General features: G+C 53.1%; 12 protein-coding genes. 8 read left to right on the top strand and 4 right to left on the bottom strand.

The window, feature by feature from the left end:
* The first annotated feature begins 65 nt into the window (after nt 1–65).
* From AB1S56_RS14710 to AB1S56_RS14695, 4 genes are all read left to right on the top strand, one after another.
* Entirely contained in the window at nt 66–479 is a 414-nt protein-coding gene (locus AB1S56_RS14710; protein ID WP_340871804.1) for a VanZ family protein, read from the top strand.
* 122 nt (nt 480–601) lie between these two features.
* Nucleotides 602–1,015, top strand: a complete 414-nt coding sequence (locus AB1S56_RS14705; protein WP_340871802.1) for a hypothetical protein — start codon at nt 602–604, stop codon at nt 1,013–1,015.
* Between the two features lie 228 nt (nt 1,016–1,243).
* The gene (gene ccpA / locus AB1S56_RS14700) at nt 1,244–2,254 is read left to right on the top strand and encodes a catabolite control protein A (RefSeq protein WP_340871800.1); all 1,011 of its coding nucleotides are present in this window, start codon (nt 1,244–1,246) and stop codon (nt 2,252–2,254) included.
* Complete coding sequence (locus AB1S56_RS14695) at nt 2,254–2,949, top strand: 5'-methylthioadenosine/adenosylhomocysteine nucleosidase (protein WP_340871799.1); 696 nt, start codon at nt 2,254–2,256, stop codon at nt 2,947–2,949. The genes ccpA and AB1S56_RS14695 overlap by 1 nt, the downstream gene beginning before the upstream one ends.
* 70 nt (nt 2,950–3,019) lie before the next feature.
* On the opposite strand, the gene AB1S56_RS14690 is transcribed toward AB1S56_RS14695, so the two are convergent.
* Complete coding sequence (locus AB1S56_RS14690; RefSeq protein ID WP_340871797.1) at nt 3,020–4,198, bottom strand: acetoin utilization protein AcuC; 1,179 nt, start codon at nt 4,196–4,198, stop codon at nt 3,020–3,022.
* Nucleotides 4,199–4,233: 35 nt separating this feature from the next.
* On the bottom strand, nt 4,234–4,869 hold the full coding sequence (locus tag AB1S56_RS14685) for a GNAT family N-acetyltransferase (protein WP_340871796.1): 636 nt from the start codon (nt 4,867–4,869) through the stop codon (nt 4,234–4,236).
* 199 nt (nt 4,870–5,068) lie between these two features.
* On the opposite strand from AB1S56_RS14685, the gene acsA reads away from it, so the two are divergent.
* The gene (acsA, locus tag AB1S56_RS14680; protein ID WP_340871795.1) at nt 5,069–6,793 is read left to right on the top strand and encodes an acetate--CoA ligase; all 1,725 of its coding nucleotides are present in this window, start codon (nt 5,069–5,071) and stop codon (nt 6,791–6,793) included.
* 61 nt (nt 6,794–6,854) lie between these two features.
* On the opposite strand, the gene AB1S56_RS14675 is transcribed toward acsA, so the two are convergent.
* Entirely contained in the window at nt 6,855–9,968 is a 3,114-nt protein-coding gene (locus AB1S56_RS14675; RefSeq protein ID WP_340871794.1) for a transglycosylase domain-containing protein, read from the bottom strand.
* A 391-nt stretch (nt 9,969–10,359) separates the two neighbouring features.
* On the opposite strand from AB1S56_RS14675, the gene AB1S56_RS14670 reads away from it, so the two are divergent.
* From AB1S56_RS14670 to AB1S56_RS14660, 3 genes are all read left to right on the top strand, one after another.
* Nucleotides 10,360–10,551, top strand: a complete 192-nt coding sequence (locus AB1S56_RS14670; protein ID WP_340871793.1) for a hypothetical protein — start codon at nt 10,360–10,362, stop codon at nt 10,549–10,551.
* A 421-nt stretch (nt 10,552–10,972) separates the two neighbouring features.
* Nucleotides 10,973–11,497 (top strand): protease, encoded by a 525-nt coding sequence (locus tag AB1S56_RS14665; RefSeq protein WP_340871792.1) that lies wholly within the window; start codon nt 10,973–10,975, stop codon nt 11,495–11,497.
* Nucleotides 11,498–11,515: 18 nt separating this feature from the next.
* Nucleotides 11,516–13,048: a flotillin family protein gene (locus AB1S56_RS14660; protein ID WP_340871791.1), complete on the top strand. Its 1,533-nt coding sequence runs from the start codon at nt 11,516–11,518 to the stop codon at nt 13,046–13,048.
* Nucleotides 13,049–13,101: 53 nt separating this feature from the next.
* On the opposite strand, the gene rpsD is transcribed toward AB1S56_RS14660, so the two are convergent.
* Complete coding sequence (gene rpsD, locus AB1S56_RS14655; protein ID WP_340871790.1) at nt 13,102–13,701, bottom strand: 30S ribosomal protein S4; 600 nt, start codon at nt 13,699–13,701, stop codon at nt 13,102–13,104.
* Nucleotides 13,702–13,822: the final 121 nt, after the last annotated feature.

The following is a 13,822-nucleotide window of genomic DNA, read 5'->3' as shown; positions in this document are numbered from 1 at the left end:
CGCATCACTCCATCTCCGTCAATTTATGAAGGATCAATCATTCCTATTGTATCGAAGGAGTATACATGAATCAAATAAACAAATGGCTGCGATTTATTCCGGCTTTGCTATGGATGGGCGTCATCTTCGCGTTATCCTCCCGCACCGGCGACGAAATAGGGTCCATTCTGCCGTTTTTTCAGACTTTTTTTCCCGCAATGAAGGACTTCAACTGGGGACACTTCGTGTCTTACTTCATTCTTGCAGCGGCATTCGACTATGGGTTCGGAAGAAGGTCCGAGCGATGGTCCATGAAGCTTGTGATTATCGCCCTCTGCGGCTTGTACGGGGTGACGGATGAGCTTCACCAATCCTATGTGGGCGGCCGTATGATGGACCCCATGGATATTCGCAATGATATCATCGGGGCTGCCATCTGGACACTCGTGGCATCGGTGCCATTCGTCCGGGACAGGTGGAGAAGGCTCGTCCGATCCTAATCCACGCATGGTAGAAAAAATTACAAAGCGTCCGCAGCAGGATTTTTGACAAAAATGGTCGAATCATTTTAAGCAAGTTGAAACAATAACGGATCTTCCGTTATGAGAAGGAGTGGGTCATCTTGCGGAAAACATGCCTCTGCGGCGAGACTATGACCATGAAGCTGCGTACGGTCATCTATTCAGGTAAAGTGGAAATCGACAATGTGCCGATCTTTTCCTGCGCATCATGCAGCAGAAGCGAGGTTATACCTGAAGTGAAGCCGGACCTGACTGGTTTGATCGCCCAGCTTGGAGCTCATCCTCATAAGGGCAGCTTTTTGTTTAATGAATGCAATGAATGGGCAGATTTGTTAGTAGAAGCCAAATCTTTTAAGCAGCAGCCGGAGCCTCATGAGGTCGAAGCGCTGATCAAGCAGCGAGTGAACATGCTGCTGGATCTGTATCTGCTCGCGCAGTCGTTGAAGGATGAGACATGGATCGCAGATATTGAGAAACGTCTGAACCAGATTAGCAGACGCACGATGCTTACATAGCGCCGTAAACGCCATACCACAGGCAAGCCGCAGGGCCGATCAGGTCTTTGTCACAGCTCCGTTATGGTGCGGCGCGTCGTAAATTCGTTACCTGCAGCAGGATTCCTCACATGTATTTCCTACGACCGATAGGCGTGAACATTGCGAAAAGTAATATTTTGTCGTATTATTACGTTAATATACGGCGTACGAGAGAAAGACAAATTTGAACAAATGGAGAGAGAATCCGTGACGGTAACCATTTATGATGTAGCAAGAGAAGCAGGTGTGTCCATGGCAACGGTTTCCCGGGTCGTCAATAACAACCCGAACGTGAAACCAGCAACAAGGAAGAAAGTGTACGAGGCCATCGAGCGTCTCGGCTATCGTCCAAACGCGGTAGCGCGCGGCTTGGCCAGCAAGAAGACTACTACGGTTGGCGTCGTCATTCCCGATATATCCAACGCGATATTTGCAGAGGTAGCTCGCGGTATCGAAGATATTGCGAACATGTATCATTATAATATTATCCTGTGCAACGCCGATAAGAAGAAAGACAAGGAAATCCGGGTCATCAACACCCTTCTGGAGAAGCAGGTTGACGGCTTGCTGTTTATGGGCGGGGCGGTTACGGACGATCATGTAGTCGCGTTCCGCACAGCTAATGTGCCGATTGTATTGTGCGCGACCAGCGACGAGAACAATCAGATTCCTTCTGTGGACATCAACCATGAAGAGGCTGCCTTCGATGCGGTTATGAAGCTGGTGTCGCAAGGGCATAAACGTATTGCCATGATTAGCGGCACGCTGCAGGATCCGTCCAACGGCTACGCCCGATTCCAGGGTTATAAGCGCGCATTGGAGCAATCCGGCCTTACATACGATGAGACATTAGTTCGCATTGGCAACTACCGGTATGAATCCGGTGTAGACGCGATGAAATATTTTATTGAGCTGGATGAGCGTCCGACGGCTGTCTTCTCCGCCACTGACGAAATGGCGATCGGCGCTATTCATTGCATTCAGGACTCCGGCCTCAGCGTGCCGGGAGACATATCGGTGATCAGTGTTGATAATAGCCGTATGGCGTCTATGGTCAGACCGCAGCTGACGGCGGTGGCGCAGCCGATGTACGATATTGGCGCCGTGTCCATGCGTCTGCTGACGAAGCTGATGAAGAAAGAAAATGTCGAGCATTCAAAGGTGGTTCTGCCGCATGAAATTGTTGTTCGGCATTCAGTTGGGGGCATTGAAGCATAATGACAGCAAAGATAGGCATCATCGGCGCGATGGCGGAGGAGATCGAGCTGCTTCACCAGCATGTTGAGGTAAGCTCCGAATGTACGAAAGCCGGCATCACGTATTATGAGGGCAGCTTTCACGGGAAAGCAGTCATCTACTGCAAGTCGGGCGTAGGCAAGGTGAATGCCGCAGTATGCACACAGCTTCTGCTGGATCTGGGAGCAGGCTGCGTATTGTTCACTGGTGTTGCGGGGGCGCTGGATCCATCGCTTAACATCGGAGATATCGTTGTCTCTACGAGCTGCATCCAGCATGACATGGATGTAACTCCGCTGGGCTTCGCAAGAGGCGTTATTCCGTTTCACCCGCGCTCGGAATTTGTGGCGGACGAGCAGCTTGTGCGGCTGGCCTATGAAGCGGCGGAACGCGTGTTCCCGGGACACTGCCTCAAGGGCAAGGTGCTTTCGGGTGATCAGTTTATCGCTGACAGAGGGACGGTGGAGGAGCTTCACAAAACCCTGCAAGGCGTATGCGCAGAGATGGAAGGCGCGGCAGTGGCTCAAGTATGCGATATGAATAACATTCCTTATGTTGTTATCCGTTCCATGTCGGACAAGGCTGACGGCTCCGCGCATGTAAACTTTGCGGAATTTACGGTGCAAGCCTCTGACAATTCGTATCGAATTATCGATGAAATGATGAAGCAGCTATAGATAGAAGAAGCGCCGCACATTGCGGCGCTTCTTCTATTAGGTGGAGCCATTATGGGACGGAGAGGGCTGGCTACAAGTCCTGAATAACTATGGACTGCACCGCGCGGTTCTGCTCTGTAATGATGCTGCGGCGCGGAATGGCGGGTATATCAGCCATGTTGTCTTGCCAGTAATCCGGCAGAGGAACGGGGCTGCGGTCCTTCCAGCGCTCCAGCCAGGATGGCGGCAGGGGGACTTGAGAGCCCTGTCTGATCTGGGCTGAGAGCGGATGCTCCGTCATCTCCAGCCAGACATGCGCCCAGGCGCGCGGGACAACCCTCCATATGTCGTAGCCTCCCCCTCCAAGCGCAACCCAGCGGCCCTCCGTGTAGGCATGAGCCAGCTCATGCACAATGGCGGGAATCTGCTCGTAAATGCGCATGCTGCAATGAATATGGGACAAAGGATCGAAGGCGTGAGCGTCGCACCCATGCTGGCTGATGATAATATCGGGCTTGAACGCCGCAATGACCTTGCGCAGCGTTATGTTGAAGCTCTCCAGCCAGGAATCGTCTTCGGTATACGGCTCCAGAGGCATATTATAGCAAGCGCCGAAGCCGGCATCGACTCCTTTCTCGTGGACAAAGCCAGTGCCAGGGAACAGAAATTTGCCCGTCTCGTGAATGGAATAGGTACAGACATCGGGGTCCTCATAAAATGACCATTGAACGCCATCGCCATGGTGAACGTCCGTATCGACGTACAGCACTCTGGCGTTATAATTCCTTCGTATGTGCGCAATGGCTATTGCTGCGTCATTATAGACGCAGAAGCCGGACGCGCGGTCAGGAAACGCGTGATGATGGCCGCCCGCCATATGGAAGGCGTGTTTGGCTTGTCCACTCATTACAGCTTCAGCCGCCTCCAGCGAGCCGGTGGCGATCGCAGAGGCGGCCTTGTGCAGCCCGGGGAAGAAGGGCGTGTCCTCCGTCTGCAGGCCAAATGGCTCCGCCATAACCGCCTTGCTGCGGGGGTCGTCTTCGACATCCAGCTGCTTCACCGCCTGCAAATAATCGTGACGATGAATCCAGCCTAATTGCTGTTCGGATAATCGATAATCCGGTGAAATGATTTGCTCCTTGGTCAATGCCCCTGCATCCATCAGCAAATCGATAGTCAATGTTTGCCGGATCGGATCAAAGGGGTGTTCATCATGAAATTTATAACCGGATGAATCGGAATGATGAATGAATATGGCTTCTGATCCCATTCTATGCTCAATTCCTTTCCCAGTGATAGATGGCGTTAATACATATAGCGATTCCGGAATCTGACGCGGTCGAATTGTTCGATGGAAGCGAGAGGCACTTCCTTGCCGATGCGAACCATTAAGCAATTGGCGGGATGGGAGCTAATCTCCGGGTCATCTGTCGCATACCAGATCATGCCTGCTGATTTCATCAGCTTCTCCATCATTTGGCGGTAATCCCACACGTTCAGTCCCGTTCCTTCCAGATCCCAGTGCCAATAATATTCAGTTGTATACACGATCATGTTCTCCAGCTGCTCCTCCGCGAAAGCCAATGCGATAAGTCGTTTGGCAATACCGTACGAGCGGTAGTCGTTGGCAACCTCGATTGCGCCAAGCTCAATCAGGTCCAGCATGCCGCCCTCAGACCAGCGTTCCAGCTCGTCCGGATAATGAAAGGTGACATAGCCGACAATCTGTTTCCCTTCGCGGGCAATCAGAATACGGCCCTCCGTTAGGCCAGCAATTTCGACTAACGCCTCATGCTGCTCCGCCGGTCTGCGGAACGCGTCCAGCTTGGGATGCATCGTGCAACGGGCTAACGCATCGGGAGGGACGGGGCCTTCCATGATAAGCTCGCGGTTATCGCGAGTGATAATGATGTCCCTCTGTGGACGTTTGCGGTGCTCCATTGGCGTAGATCTCCTTTCAATGATCTTTCAATGATCAAAATCTTCATAATTATGATGTTTTCACACTAAATTTTATGAGTAAAAATCAATAAATTGAAAACCATAGTCGAGCGTTTATCATTTGTGGTATAATGTTAGAGATCAATTGTAAGCGCATACGTAATCTAATGATTTAGAGATTTGATGGGAGAGTGATAGCATGATCAACTTGCATCAAGAGCGTGTACCGGCAATCGCAGCTAATCCGAATTTGAAGAGCTACGAAGAGGCGGCAGCCTCCTTCGACTGGGAGCAAGTGCTGAACGGGTTCAGCTGGAGCGAGTCCGGCAAGGTGAATATGGCTTATGAAGCCATCGAACGCCATCTGGAGCTTGGCAAAGGCGATAAGGTTGCTCTGTACTACAGTGACGCGGAGCGCGATGAATCGTATACATTCCAGCAGCTAAGCGAGCAATCGAACCGTTTCGCGAATGTGCTGCGCGGGCTTGGCATCGGCAAGGGCGAGCGGGTGTTCATCTTTATGCCGCGCACGCCAGAGCTGTACTTCAGCGTACTGGGCGCCTTGAAGATCGGAGCGGTCGTTGGTCCCTTGTTCGAGGCCTTTATGGAAACGGCCGTCAAGGACAGGCTTCAGGACAGTGAAGCGGTCGCAATAGTAACGACGCCGTCGCTGCTGCACCGCATTAAACGTGACGAGCTGCCTGCGTTGAAGCATATTATCGTATATGGCGACGAAATGCCGAGCGAAGCGGGAATCATCGATTTCAAGGCGGAGATGGCCAAGGCCTCCGAAACCGCAGACATCGAATGGCTGAACCGCGAGGACGGACTTATACTCCATTATACATCGGGATCTACCGGAAAGCCAAAAGGTGTATTTCATGTACAGAACGCTATGATCCAGCACAAATATACAGGGGAGATCGTCCTCGACCTGAAGGATGACGATATTTATTGGTGTACGGCTGATCCTGGCTGGGTAACAGGAACCTCCTATGGCATATTTGCTCCATGGCTGAACGGCGCTACGATTGTGGTGCGCGGAGGCCGCTTCAGTCCCGGCGACTGGTATTCCGTCATTCAGAAATACGGCGTAACCGTATGGTACAGCGCTCCTACTGCATTCCGCATGCTGATGGGTGCGGGAGACGACCTGACCAAGCAATATGATCTGTCGAGCCTCCGCCATGTGCTGAGCGTTGGAGAGCCGCTGAATCCCGAGGTCGTGAGATGGGGCTTGAAGGTATACAATCAACGCATTCACGATACCTGGTGGATGACCGAAACAGGCGGCCAGCTGATCTGCAACTACCCAAGCATGGATATTAAACCGGGCTCCATGGGCAAGCCGATTCCTGGCGTTCAAGCAGCCATTATTGACGATAGCGGCAATGTTGTGCCTCCATACCGCATGGGCAATCTGGCGGTGCGCACGCCATGGCCGTCCATGATGCGCAAGATTTGGAACAACCAAGCCAAATACGAGGAATACTTCCGCCTGGAGGGCTGGTATGTGTCCGGTGACTCGGCCTACATGGACGAGGACGGCTACTTCTGGTTCCAGGGCCGGATTGACGACGTCATTAATACAGCCGGCGAGCGAGTAGGTCCGTTCGAGGTGGAGAGCAAGCTGGTGGAGCATCCTGCTGTAGCTGAGGCGGGTGTCATTGGCAAGCCGGATCCTATGCGCGGCGAAATTATTAAAGCGTTTATCGCGCTTCGCGAAGGCTTCGAGCCATCGGAGGAGCTGAAGAAGGAAATCTCGCAATTCGTGAAGGTAGGCTTGTCCGCGCATGCGGCCCCTCGCGAAATTGAATTCAAGGATAAGCTGCCGAAGACACGCAGCGGCAAGATTATGAGAAGGGTGCTGAAGGCTTGGGAGCTTAACCTGCCGACAGGCGATCTCTCTACGATTGAGGATTAATGAACAAGAAGAAGGCCGCCGGGCTCCTGTTGGAGCCCGGCGGCCTTCTTGATTTGCCTTCTCATTCGCTTGCTGAGATGGCGGAGGAGGGGAGAGATACTCCAACGCTATTCTCGGCAGTGATTTGATAGCTGCCCTTGGACATCGGGGCCATATGCTCAAAGCTAGTCTGCGACGTGGTCGCCAGCTTCACATAGCTGCCATCATTGTTGGCGCTGTAATAAATATGGTAGGCGGTCACTTGATCCGATACGGGATTCCCCGCCCAGCTCAGAATGATGCTGAGCGCGGCACGCTGCGCTTGCAGGCCTGTCGGCGCTGCCGGAGGAGCCGTTGGCGCGCTGCCGTCTTCGCCAGGCTCGCCATCCTCGCCGCCATTCTCCGTTCCATCATTGCCGTCCGGCATGCCCGGTATCGGCATCTCCGGCAGGAATGGCGGATTGCCCAGCATCAACACCTCGCCTTGCGGCGATTCCTTGCCCACGACGTCTACAGCGGCGACATAATAAGACGAAGCTTCATTCGTCGAGGCCTGGAAGCTGAACGTATAGCTCTCCCCGTAATGGATGGAATCGCCGAATTTGACGAATGGCCCCTGGTTAACGGAGCGGTACAGACGATAACCGACGATGTCTGGCGACTTGCTGTCCGAGAAGGTAATCGTTACCGAGCCGTTCGCCCCTTCTTTCAATTGCACATTGTTCGGCGGTGCCGGGAGCGCTCCATCGTCTGCGCGAGGATCAACCTTGGAAGGCGCATCGTTGCCGGCGTCTGCTGGAACATATACCTCAAGCGGCCGTCGGTTTTTCGCTGGCAGCTTGGATTGCGCTTCCTTGATCTCATCCATAAGCACGTCAAGCGGCTTCTTCCGCTTCACTACAATTTTCTCCTTCAGCATATCCTCTGGCGTGGCTTCATTCGGCACGTAATTGATGCCCTCGTACTTAATGTATTTCATATTGACCAAAGCGTCGTCAGATTCCTTCGGCACAAATTCCTTGTTGAACCAGTCGGTCACCAGCATGCCGGCCGCTGTTGTAAGCTGAGTGGGCAGCAAGCCGCTGGCGCTGGAAACCGTCATCTTCACGATGCCCTCAGGCTTCGCGAATGCCTCTGTCACGAACAGCTCCGGCTTCTCCTCCGTCAGTCTGTTCATAATGAGCGTCCAGATGGAGCGCGCTCTCGTGCGTCCATTGTTGGACAGCGAGTTGATCTGCTCCTCGTAGCCGGCCCACACGCCAAGCGTAACGTCCGGCGTAAAGCCCATAAACCATACGTCTCCGTAGCTCTGGGTAGAGCCCGTTTTGCCTGCGACCGGGATTTTGCCGTATTGGTTAAATTGCTTGGAAACGGAATAGCCGGTGCCTGTTGGGTCCGAAATGACCGTTCTCAGCATATCCGTCATAAGAAATGCGCTTTGCTCAGAGAAAACGCGTTTCGGCTGGTCCTTGTGTTCGAAAATAATTTTGCCGTTGGCGTCCGTAATTTTCTGGATCATATAAGCATCCAGCAGTACGCCTTGGTTCGGAATGGAGCCGTAAGCGTTCGTTAGTTCTTCGACGGAAACACCGAGGCTCAATCCGCCGATTACGCCTGTCTGAGAATAAGCATCCTCTGGCTGCAGCGTTGTAATGCCCAGGCTTCTGACAAACTCCCACGACTTCTCAATGGTAACCTCTTCGTTGAAAATTTTGAGCGCCGGCAGGTTCAAGGACTTGTTCAGCGCTTCCCGCGCAGTGACCAGTCCCAAAAACTTGTTTGTGACGTTCATCGGGAGATGATAGCCCTTCTGGCCGTCCCGCATAACAAGCGGCGCGTCGTCGACTATGCTGCCGGGCTGCACGATGCCGCTCTCGATAGCCGGCAAATAAGCGGCGAGCGTCTTCATCGTGGAGCCTGGCTGACGAATCATCTGCGTTGCGAAGTTCATCTGCTCCTCGTAGAAGTCTCGGCCTTCCAGCATGCCGATTATCGCGCCCGTCTTATGGTCGAGCATTACGCCGGCAATCTGCTCCAAGCCCTTCTCCTCGCTGTAAGGCGTGAAGTTTTCTTCGTTGCTTGCAATTTCGCGCATGATGTCGTAGACACGCTTGTCGATTGTCGTGTAGACATGATAGCCGCCGCGAAGCAGCTGCTCTCGCGCCTCCTCGATCAAGGCTGCATTTTCTTTCTTGCGCAGATCCTCCTTCGTCAGGGAAGGGTCCTCTTGCATGAGCAGCACCTCGGCTGCTTGGCGCTCCGCCTCCAGCATGAGATAAGGGTACGTGGTGTACGCTTTTTCGCTTGGAGGAGCAAGCGATGCCCGCATATCGAATTGGAGTGCGGCATCGTATTCCTCTTGCGTAATTTTCCCTGTCTCAAGCATGCGTGTCAGCACGAGCTGCTGCCGTTTGATGGCGCGCTCAAAGCCGGCCTCATTGAATTGGCCCGTGCCGTTAAAGGCGTTGTACAGCGACGGCAGCTGCGGCAGGCCGGCAAGATACGCGGATTGTGCGACATTGAGCTTGTTCAGGTCCGTAATTCCGAAGATGCCTTTGGCTGCGGCTTTGATGCCGAATACCTGATAGCCGTTAGAGCCGTTGCCGAACGGCATCTTGTTCAGATAGGCGGCAAGAATCTCCTCCTTCGTCAGATAACGCTCCATTCTGAGCGACAGGAAAATTTCTTTGATCTTGCGGCTGTCGGTCCGATCCAGACTGAGGAATACGCGTCTCGCCAGCTGCTGGGTCAGCGTGCTGCCGCCTGTCTGCGTGTCCTCGTTGAATAGCTTCTGCTTCACGGCCCGGCCAAGACCGTTGATGTCAACGCCATTGTGCTCGAAGAAGTTATTGTCTTCTGTCGCGAGCAATGCGTCGATCACGGGCTGCGGAATTTCATCATATGTAATGACGATCCGGTCCTCGTCGGTGCGAAGCTGTCCCACCAGCGAATCGTCGTTGAAGTACACGTAGCCCGTCATCGAATATTCGCCGACCTTGTTCTGAATGAGCGATTGCGGCCGAATCTCTTCATCCTTGACCAGAGCCGCCACATAGCCGGTCACCGCTCCTCCAGCCAGAAGGCCAAAAAATATGCCGAAATAAATGATCCATTTGAACGTTATAAAAGAGACCAGTCCAAATAATCGCCATTTGCCGTAGGGTTTGTTTGACGATGGTTGCTTTTCTTCTTGCATCCTAATGACTCCTCCTCCAAAATAGCATTATCATTATAGCATAAATCCCCAGTAGTTACATAAATGAAGGCGACTCTTGTCCGACTTTGTCGAGTGCGGCAGAGCTTCTCGTCAATCGTTCGACGCGTATTCTTATATTAAGACGCATGAACAGGGGCAAATGTTTTCCAATCTGGGTTGGATTCATTGCCATGGCCTTCTCCTAACGCTACAATGTGGAAAATAAGTGATCCATGCGATTCAGAGGAGCGGACTATGCAGATCAAGATCGGAATTATCCCGTTTCCCATTCCTGCGAGACAATTCGCTGTAATCGAGGTGGTTTGTCTTTTTACTTGTATTTCGATGAATTGTGGTCGTATGATGGATGTATAACGCGAGGAGGAATCTCATGAAAAGGTATAACATCATTCGCCCTATAATGTTGATAGCGGTTGCGTTGCTGACAAAAAGCTTGGTGACGAATGTCTGCATGCTGCTGGGAATGGAAGCGGAGCTCGCTAGCAATGTTGGCTTTGGCGCCATGATGATTGCTGCGCTTGTGATGTATGCAAGATTTAACCGGCAGCGCCGCCAAAAGTAATCAATTAAGCCTATATCTCCGCGTTCGCCGGATGAGTCTGTTGCGCGAATGATCAGACCCTGACCCATCATCTTTTTAAAAATTCGGAACCCATGGCAACAAAAGCTTCACCTGGGCGGGTGGCGGAGACGATGCCCTCTGAGCATCGGGAGACGGCCAAGGGCGGCCTGGCGCAGACGCCGACCGGCCGCGACATTATGAATCGGCTTTATAGCAAATACAATGCCAAGAAGCGGCAGCCTTGAAAGGGCTTGCCGCTATTTTTGGCATTCAAGAAAAAAGGCGGATTTGACAGCCCGAGCGGGTGAGGTGAGGGAGGTATGAAATTTAAATTCATTTTTTAAGAAACGTTTGTCAATAAATGGCGTATTAGATGGAGAACTTCAAACAGACTAAGCAACAGGATGGAAGGAGGGGTGAAATGGAATCGGTCTACATGGCTTGTTTGATTGGCGGCATCCTGTATGCGATTGTCAGCGTTATCTTCGGAGATTTTTTGAGCCAGGCGCTGGATGGCGTTTTTGACTTTCTGGCTGTGGACTTTCTGCAGCCCATGACCATCGTCGGCGGCATTACGATTTTTGGCGGGGCGGGCTTCCTTATGGAGCGTTACACGAGCCTGGCAGGGCCGCTCATCGTGCTTGCTGCGGTGCTGATCGCAATTGCGGGTGCGGTTGCCGTCTATTTCTTGTACGTTAGACCGATGGAAGACAGCGAAAGCTCCATTGCCTACTCGGTAACCTCGCTGGCTGGCGCGCTTGGCGATGTGATTGTTCCCATTCCGGCTAAGGGCTATGGCGAGGTGATGGTCAAGGTTGGCGCGGGCAATACGAATCAAATTGCGGCCAGCTTTGACGGCGCAGAGATAGCGGATGGCTCCAGGGTCGTCGTGGTCGAGGTTCGAGAGGGTGTCCTGTACGTGTCTGAATTAAACTTGAATCTATAGGAGAAAGGTGCTGTTCACATGCCAGAAGTGTTTGTGATACCGTCAATTGTAGTTGGAGTTATTATCGTATTAGGATTGGCATTCTGGGCGAGGTACAAAACGGTCAGCCCGGATGAAGCAATGCTTGTAACGGGCTCCTTCCTGGGCACTCGCAATACAGCTGTTGACGAATCCGGCCGCAAGGTCAAAATTATTCGCGGCGGCGGCGCTTTTATATTGCCGGTATTCCAGAAGGCGGAGTTTCTGTCGCTGCTTTCCCATAAGCTGGACGTCTCGACGCCGGAGGTCTATACAGAGCAGGGCGTTCCGGTAATGGCTGACGGAGTAGCGATCATTAAGATTGGCGGTGCTGTGGAGGATGTGGCGACAGCAGCCGAGCAGTTCCTGGGCAAGCCGACTGAAGCGCTGAAGGGTGAAGCTCAGGAGGTGCTGGAAGGTCATCTGAGGGCGATTCTTGGCTCCATGACGGTGGAGGAAGTTTACCGGAATCGCGATAAATTCGCTCAAGAGGTGCAGGGTGTTGCGGCCAAGGATCTGAAGAAGATGGGCCTGCAGATCGTCTCGTTTACAATCAAGGATTTGCGCGATAAGCACGGGTATTTGGATGCGCTCGGCAAGCCGAGAATCGCAGCCGTGAAGCGGGATGCCGAGATCGCAGAGGCAGAAGCGGTACGGGACGCGAGAATTCAGAAGGCGCTTGCGTCGGAAGCGGGACAAAAGGCGGAGCTGCTTCGCGATACCAACATCGCGGAGGCGGAGAAGGACAAGGAGATGAAGGTCGCTTCCTTCAAGCGCGATCAGGACACAGCCAAAGCCGAGGCGGATCAGGCATACTCCATTCAAGAGGCTCGCGCCAAGCAGAGCGTTGTCGAGGAGCAGATGAAGGTCGAGCTGGTGCGCAAGGAGCGGGAAATCGATCTGGAAGCGAAGGAAATTCTGCGTCGCGAGAAGCAGTATGACGCTGAGGTGAAGAAGAAGGCGGACGCGGACCGTTATGCGGTGGAGCAGGCGGCGGAAGCCGACAAGTCGAAGCGACTGCGCGAAGCAGATGCTTTGCAATATCGTATCGAGGCGGAAGCGAAGGCTCAAGCGTCGCAGAAGCGCTTGGATGGTCTGGCGGTTGCCGAGGCTGAGCGGGCAAAAGGTACGGCAGAGGCAGAGGTTATTCGTCTGCGCGGTCTTGCGGAAGCGGAGGCGAAGGAGAAGCTGGCCGACGCGTTCGCGAAATTCGGCGAAGCGGCCGTTCTCGATATTATTGTGAAGATGCTGCCTGAGCTTGCAGGCAAAGTGGCTGAGCCAATCAGCTCCATCGACAAGCTGACGGTTGTGGACACAGGGAATGGAGAAGGCGCGGCGCGTGTAAGCAACTACGTGACCTCTCTGATGGCCACAGCGCCGGAGATGCTGAAGAGCGTGTCGGGCATCGATGTGAATCAGCTGATAAGAGGGCTCACGTCCAAGGCGATCCCAACAACTGCAACAGCAACAGGAGCAGCGGCTTCAACACCGGAGGTTAAACCGATCGCCGCTCCCGTCAAACCAGCTGAATAAACGAAAAAAACCTTGAACCGGCAGGTTCAAGGTTTTTCTTTCGCTTCTTGCTATTAACGGCTGTAGAACTCGACGATTTGCTTCTCGTCGATCTCTTGGCTCAGCTCGGAGCGGTCAGGCAGGCGAACGTACTTGCCTTCCATAGCTTGCTCGCTGAATTCCAGGTAGTTCGGAAGGTGATGACGGCCTTCCAGAGCTTCCTTGATGGATTTCAGGGAGCGGCTGCGCTCGCGCAGGCCGATAACGTCGCCAACAGCTACCGTGTAGGAAGCGATGTCGACTTTCTTGCCGTTTACAGTCACGTGACCGTGAGCTACCAGCTGACGAGCGCCAGCGCGGGAGTTCGCGAATGCAAGACGGTAAACCAGGTTGTCCAGGCGGCTTTCCAGAAGCGCCATGAAGTTATCGCCCGCTTTACCTTTCATCTTAGCCGCTTTGTCGTACAGGTTGCGGAACGGTTTTTCGTTCATGCCGTACATGTGGCGAAGCTTTTGTTTCTCTTGCAATTGAACGCCGTAGCCGCTCATCTTTCTGCGTTGGTTCGGGCCGTGCTGTCCCGGAGGGAATGGGCGCTTCAAGTCTTTGCCAGTACCGCTAAGGGAAATGCCCAGGCGGCGGCTTAATTTAAATTTAGGTCCTGTATAACGTGCCATGTGTCAATGAACTCCTTCATCAAATGGAATGTTTGAGAATGGGGTTGTGTTGCGCGGAATATGTTCAATGGATGGAAGCCCAATCCCTGACAAGCACTTCAGCCGCTGGCCTGACAGTGAA

Source organism: Paenibacillus sp. PL2-23, from assembly GCF_040834005.1.
In the GTDB taxonomy this organism is placed as follows: Bacteria; Bacillota; Bacilli; order Paenibacillales; family Paenibacillaceae; genus Pristimantibacillus.
This window is presented reverse-complemented; position numbering and strand designations above follow the sequence as displayed.

Bases quoted from the DNA above. Each gene is read 5' to 3' on its own strand.
- AB1S56_RS14710 (WP_340871804.1), top strand. From the start codon at position 66: ATGAATCAAATAAACAAATGGCTGCGATTTATTCCGGCTTTGCTATGG.
- AB1S56_RS14695 (WP_340871799.1), top strand. From the start codon at position 2,254: ATGACAGCAAAGATAGGCATCATCGGCGCGATGGCGGAGGAGATCGAG.
- AB1S56_RS14690 (WP_340871797.1), bottom strand. From the start codon at position 4,198: ATGGGATCAGAAGCCATATTCATTCATCATTCCGATTCATCCGGTTAT.
- AB1S56_RS14685 (WP_340871796.1), bottom strand. From the start codon at position 4,869: ATGGAGCACCGCAAACGTCCACAGAGGGACATCATTATCACTCGCGAT.
- acsA (WP_340871795.1), top strand. From the start codon at position 5,069: ATGATCAACTTGCATCAAGAGCGTGTACCGGCAATCGCAGCTAATCCG.
- AB1S56_RS14675 (WP_340871794.1), bottom strand. From the start codon at position 9,968: ATGCAAGAAGAAAAGCAACCATCGTCAAACAAACCCTACGGCAAATGG.
- AB1S56_RS14670 (WP_340871793.1), top strand. From the start codon at position 10,360: ATGAAAAGGTATAACATCATTCGCCCTATAATGTTGATAGCGGTTGCG.
- AB1S56_RS14665 (WP_340871792.1), top strand. From the start codon at position 10,973: ATGGAATCGGTCTACATGGCTTGTTTGATTGGCGGCATCCTGTATGCG.
- AB1S56_RS14660 (WP_340871791.1), top strand. From the start codon at position 11,516: ATGCCAGAAGTGTTTGTGATACCGTCAATTGTAGTTGGAGTTATTATC.
- rpsD (WP_340871790.1), bottom strand. From the start codon at position 13,701: ATGGCACGTTATACAGGACCTAAATTTAAATTAAGCCGCCGCCTGGGC.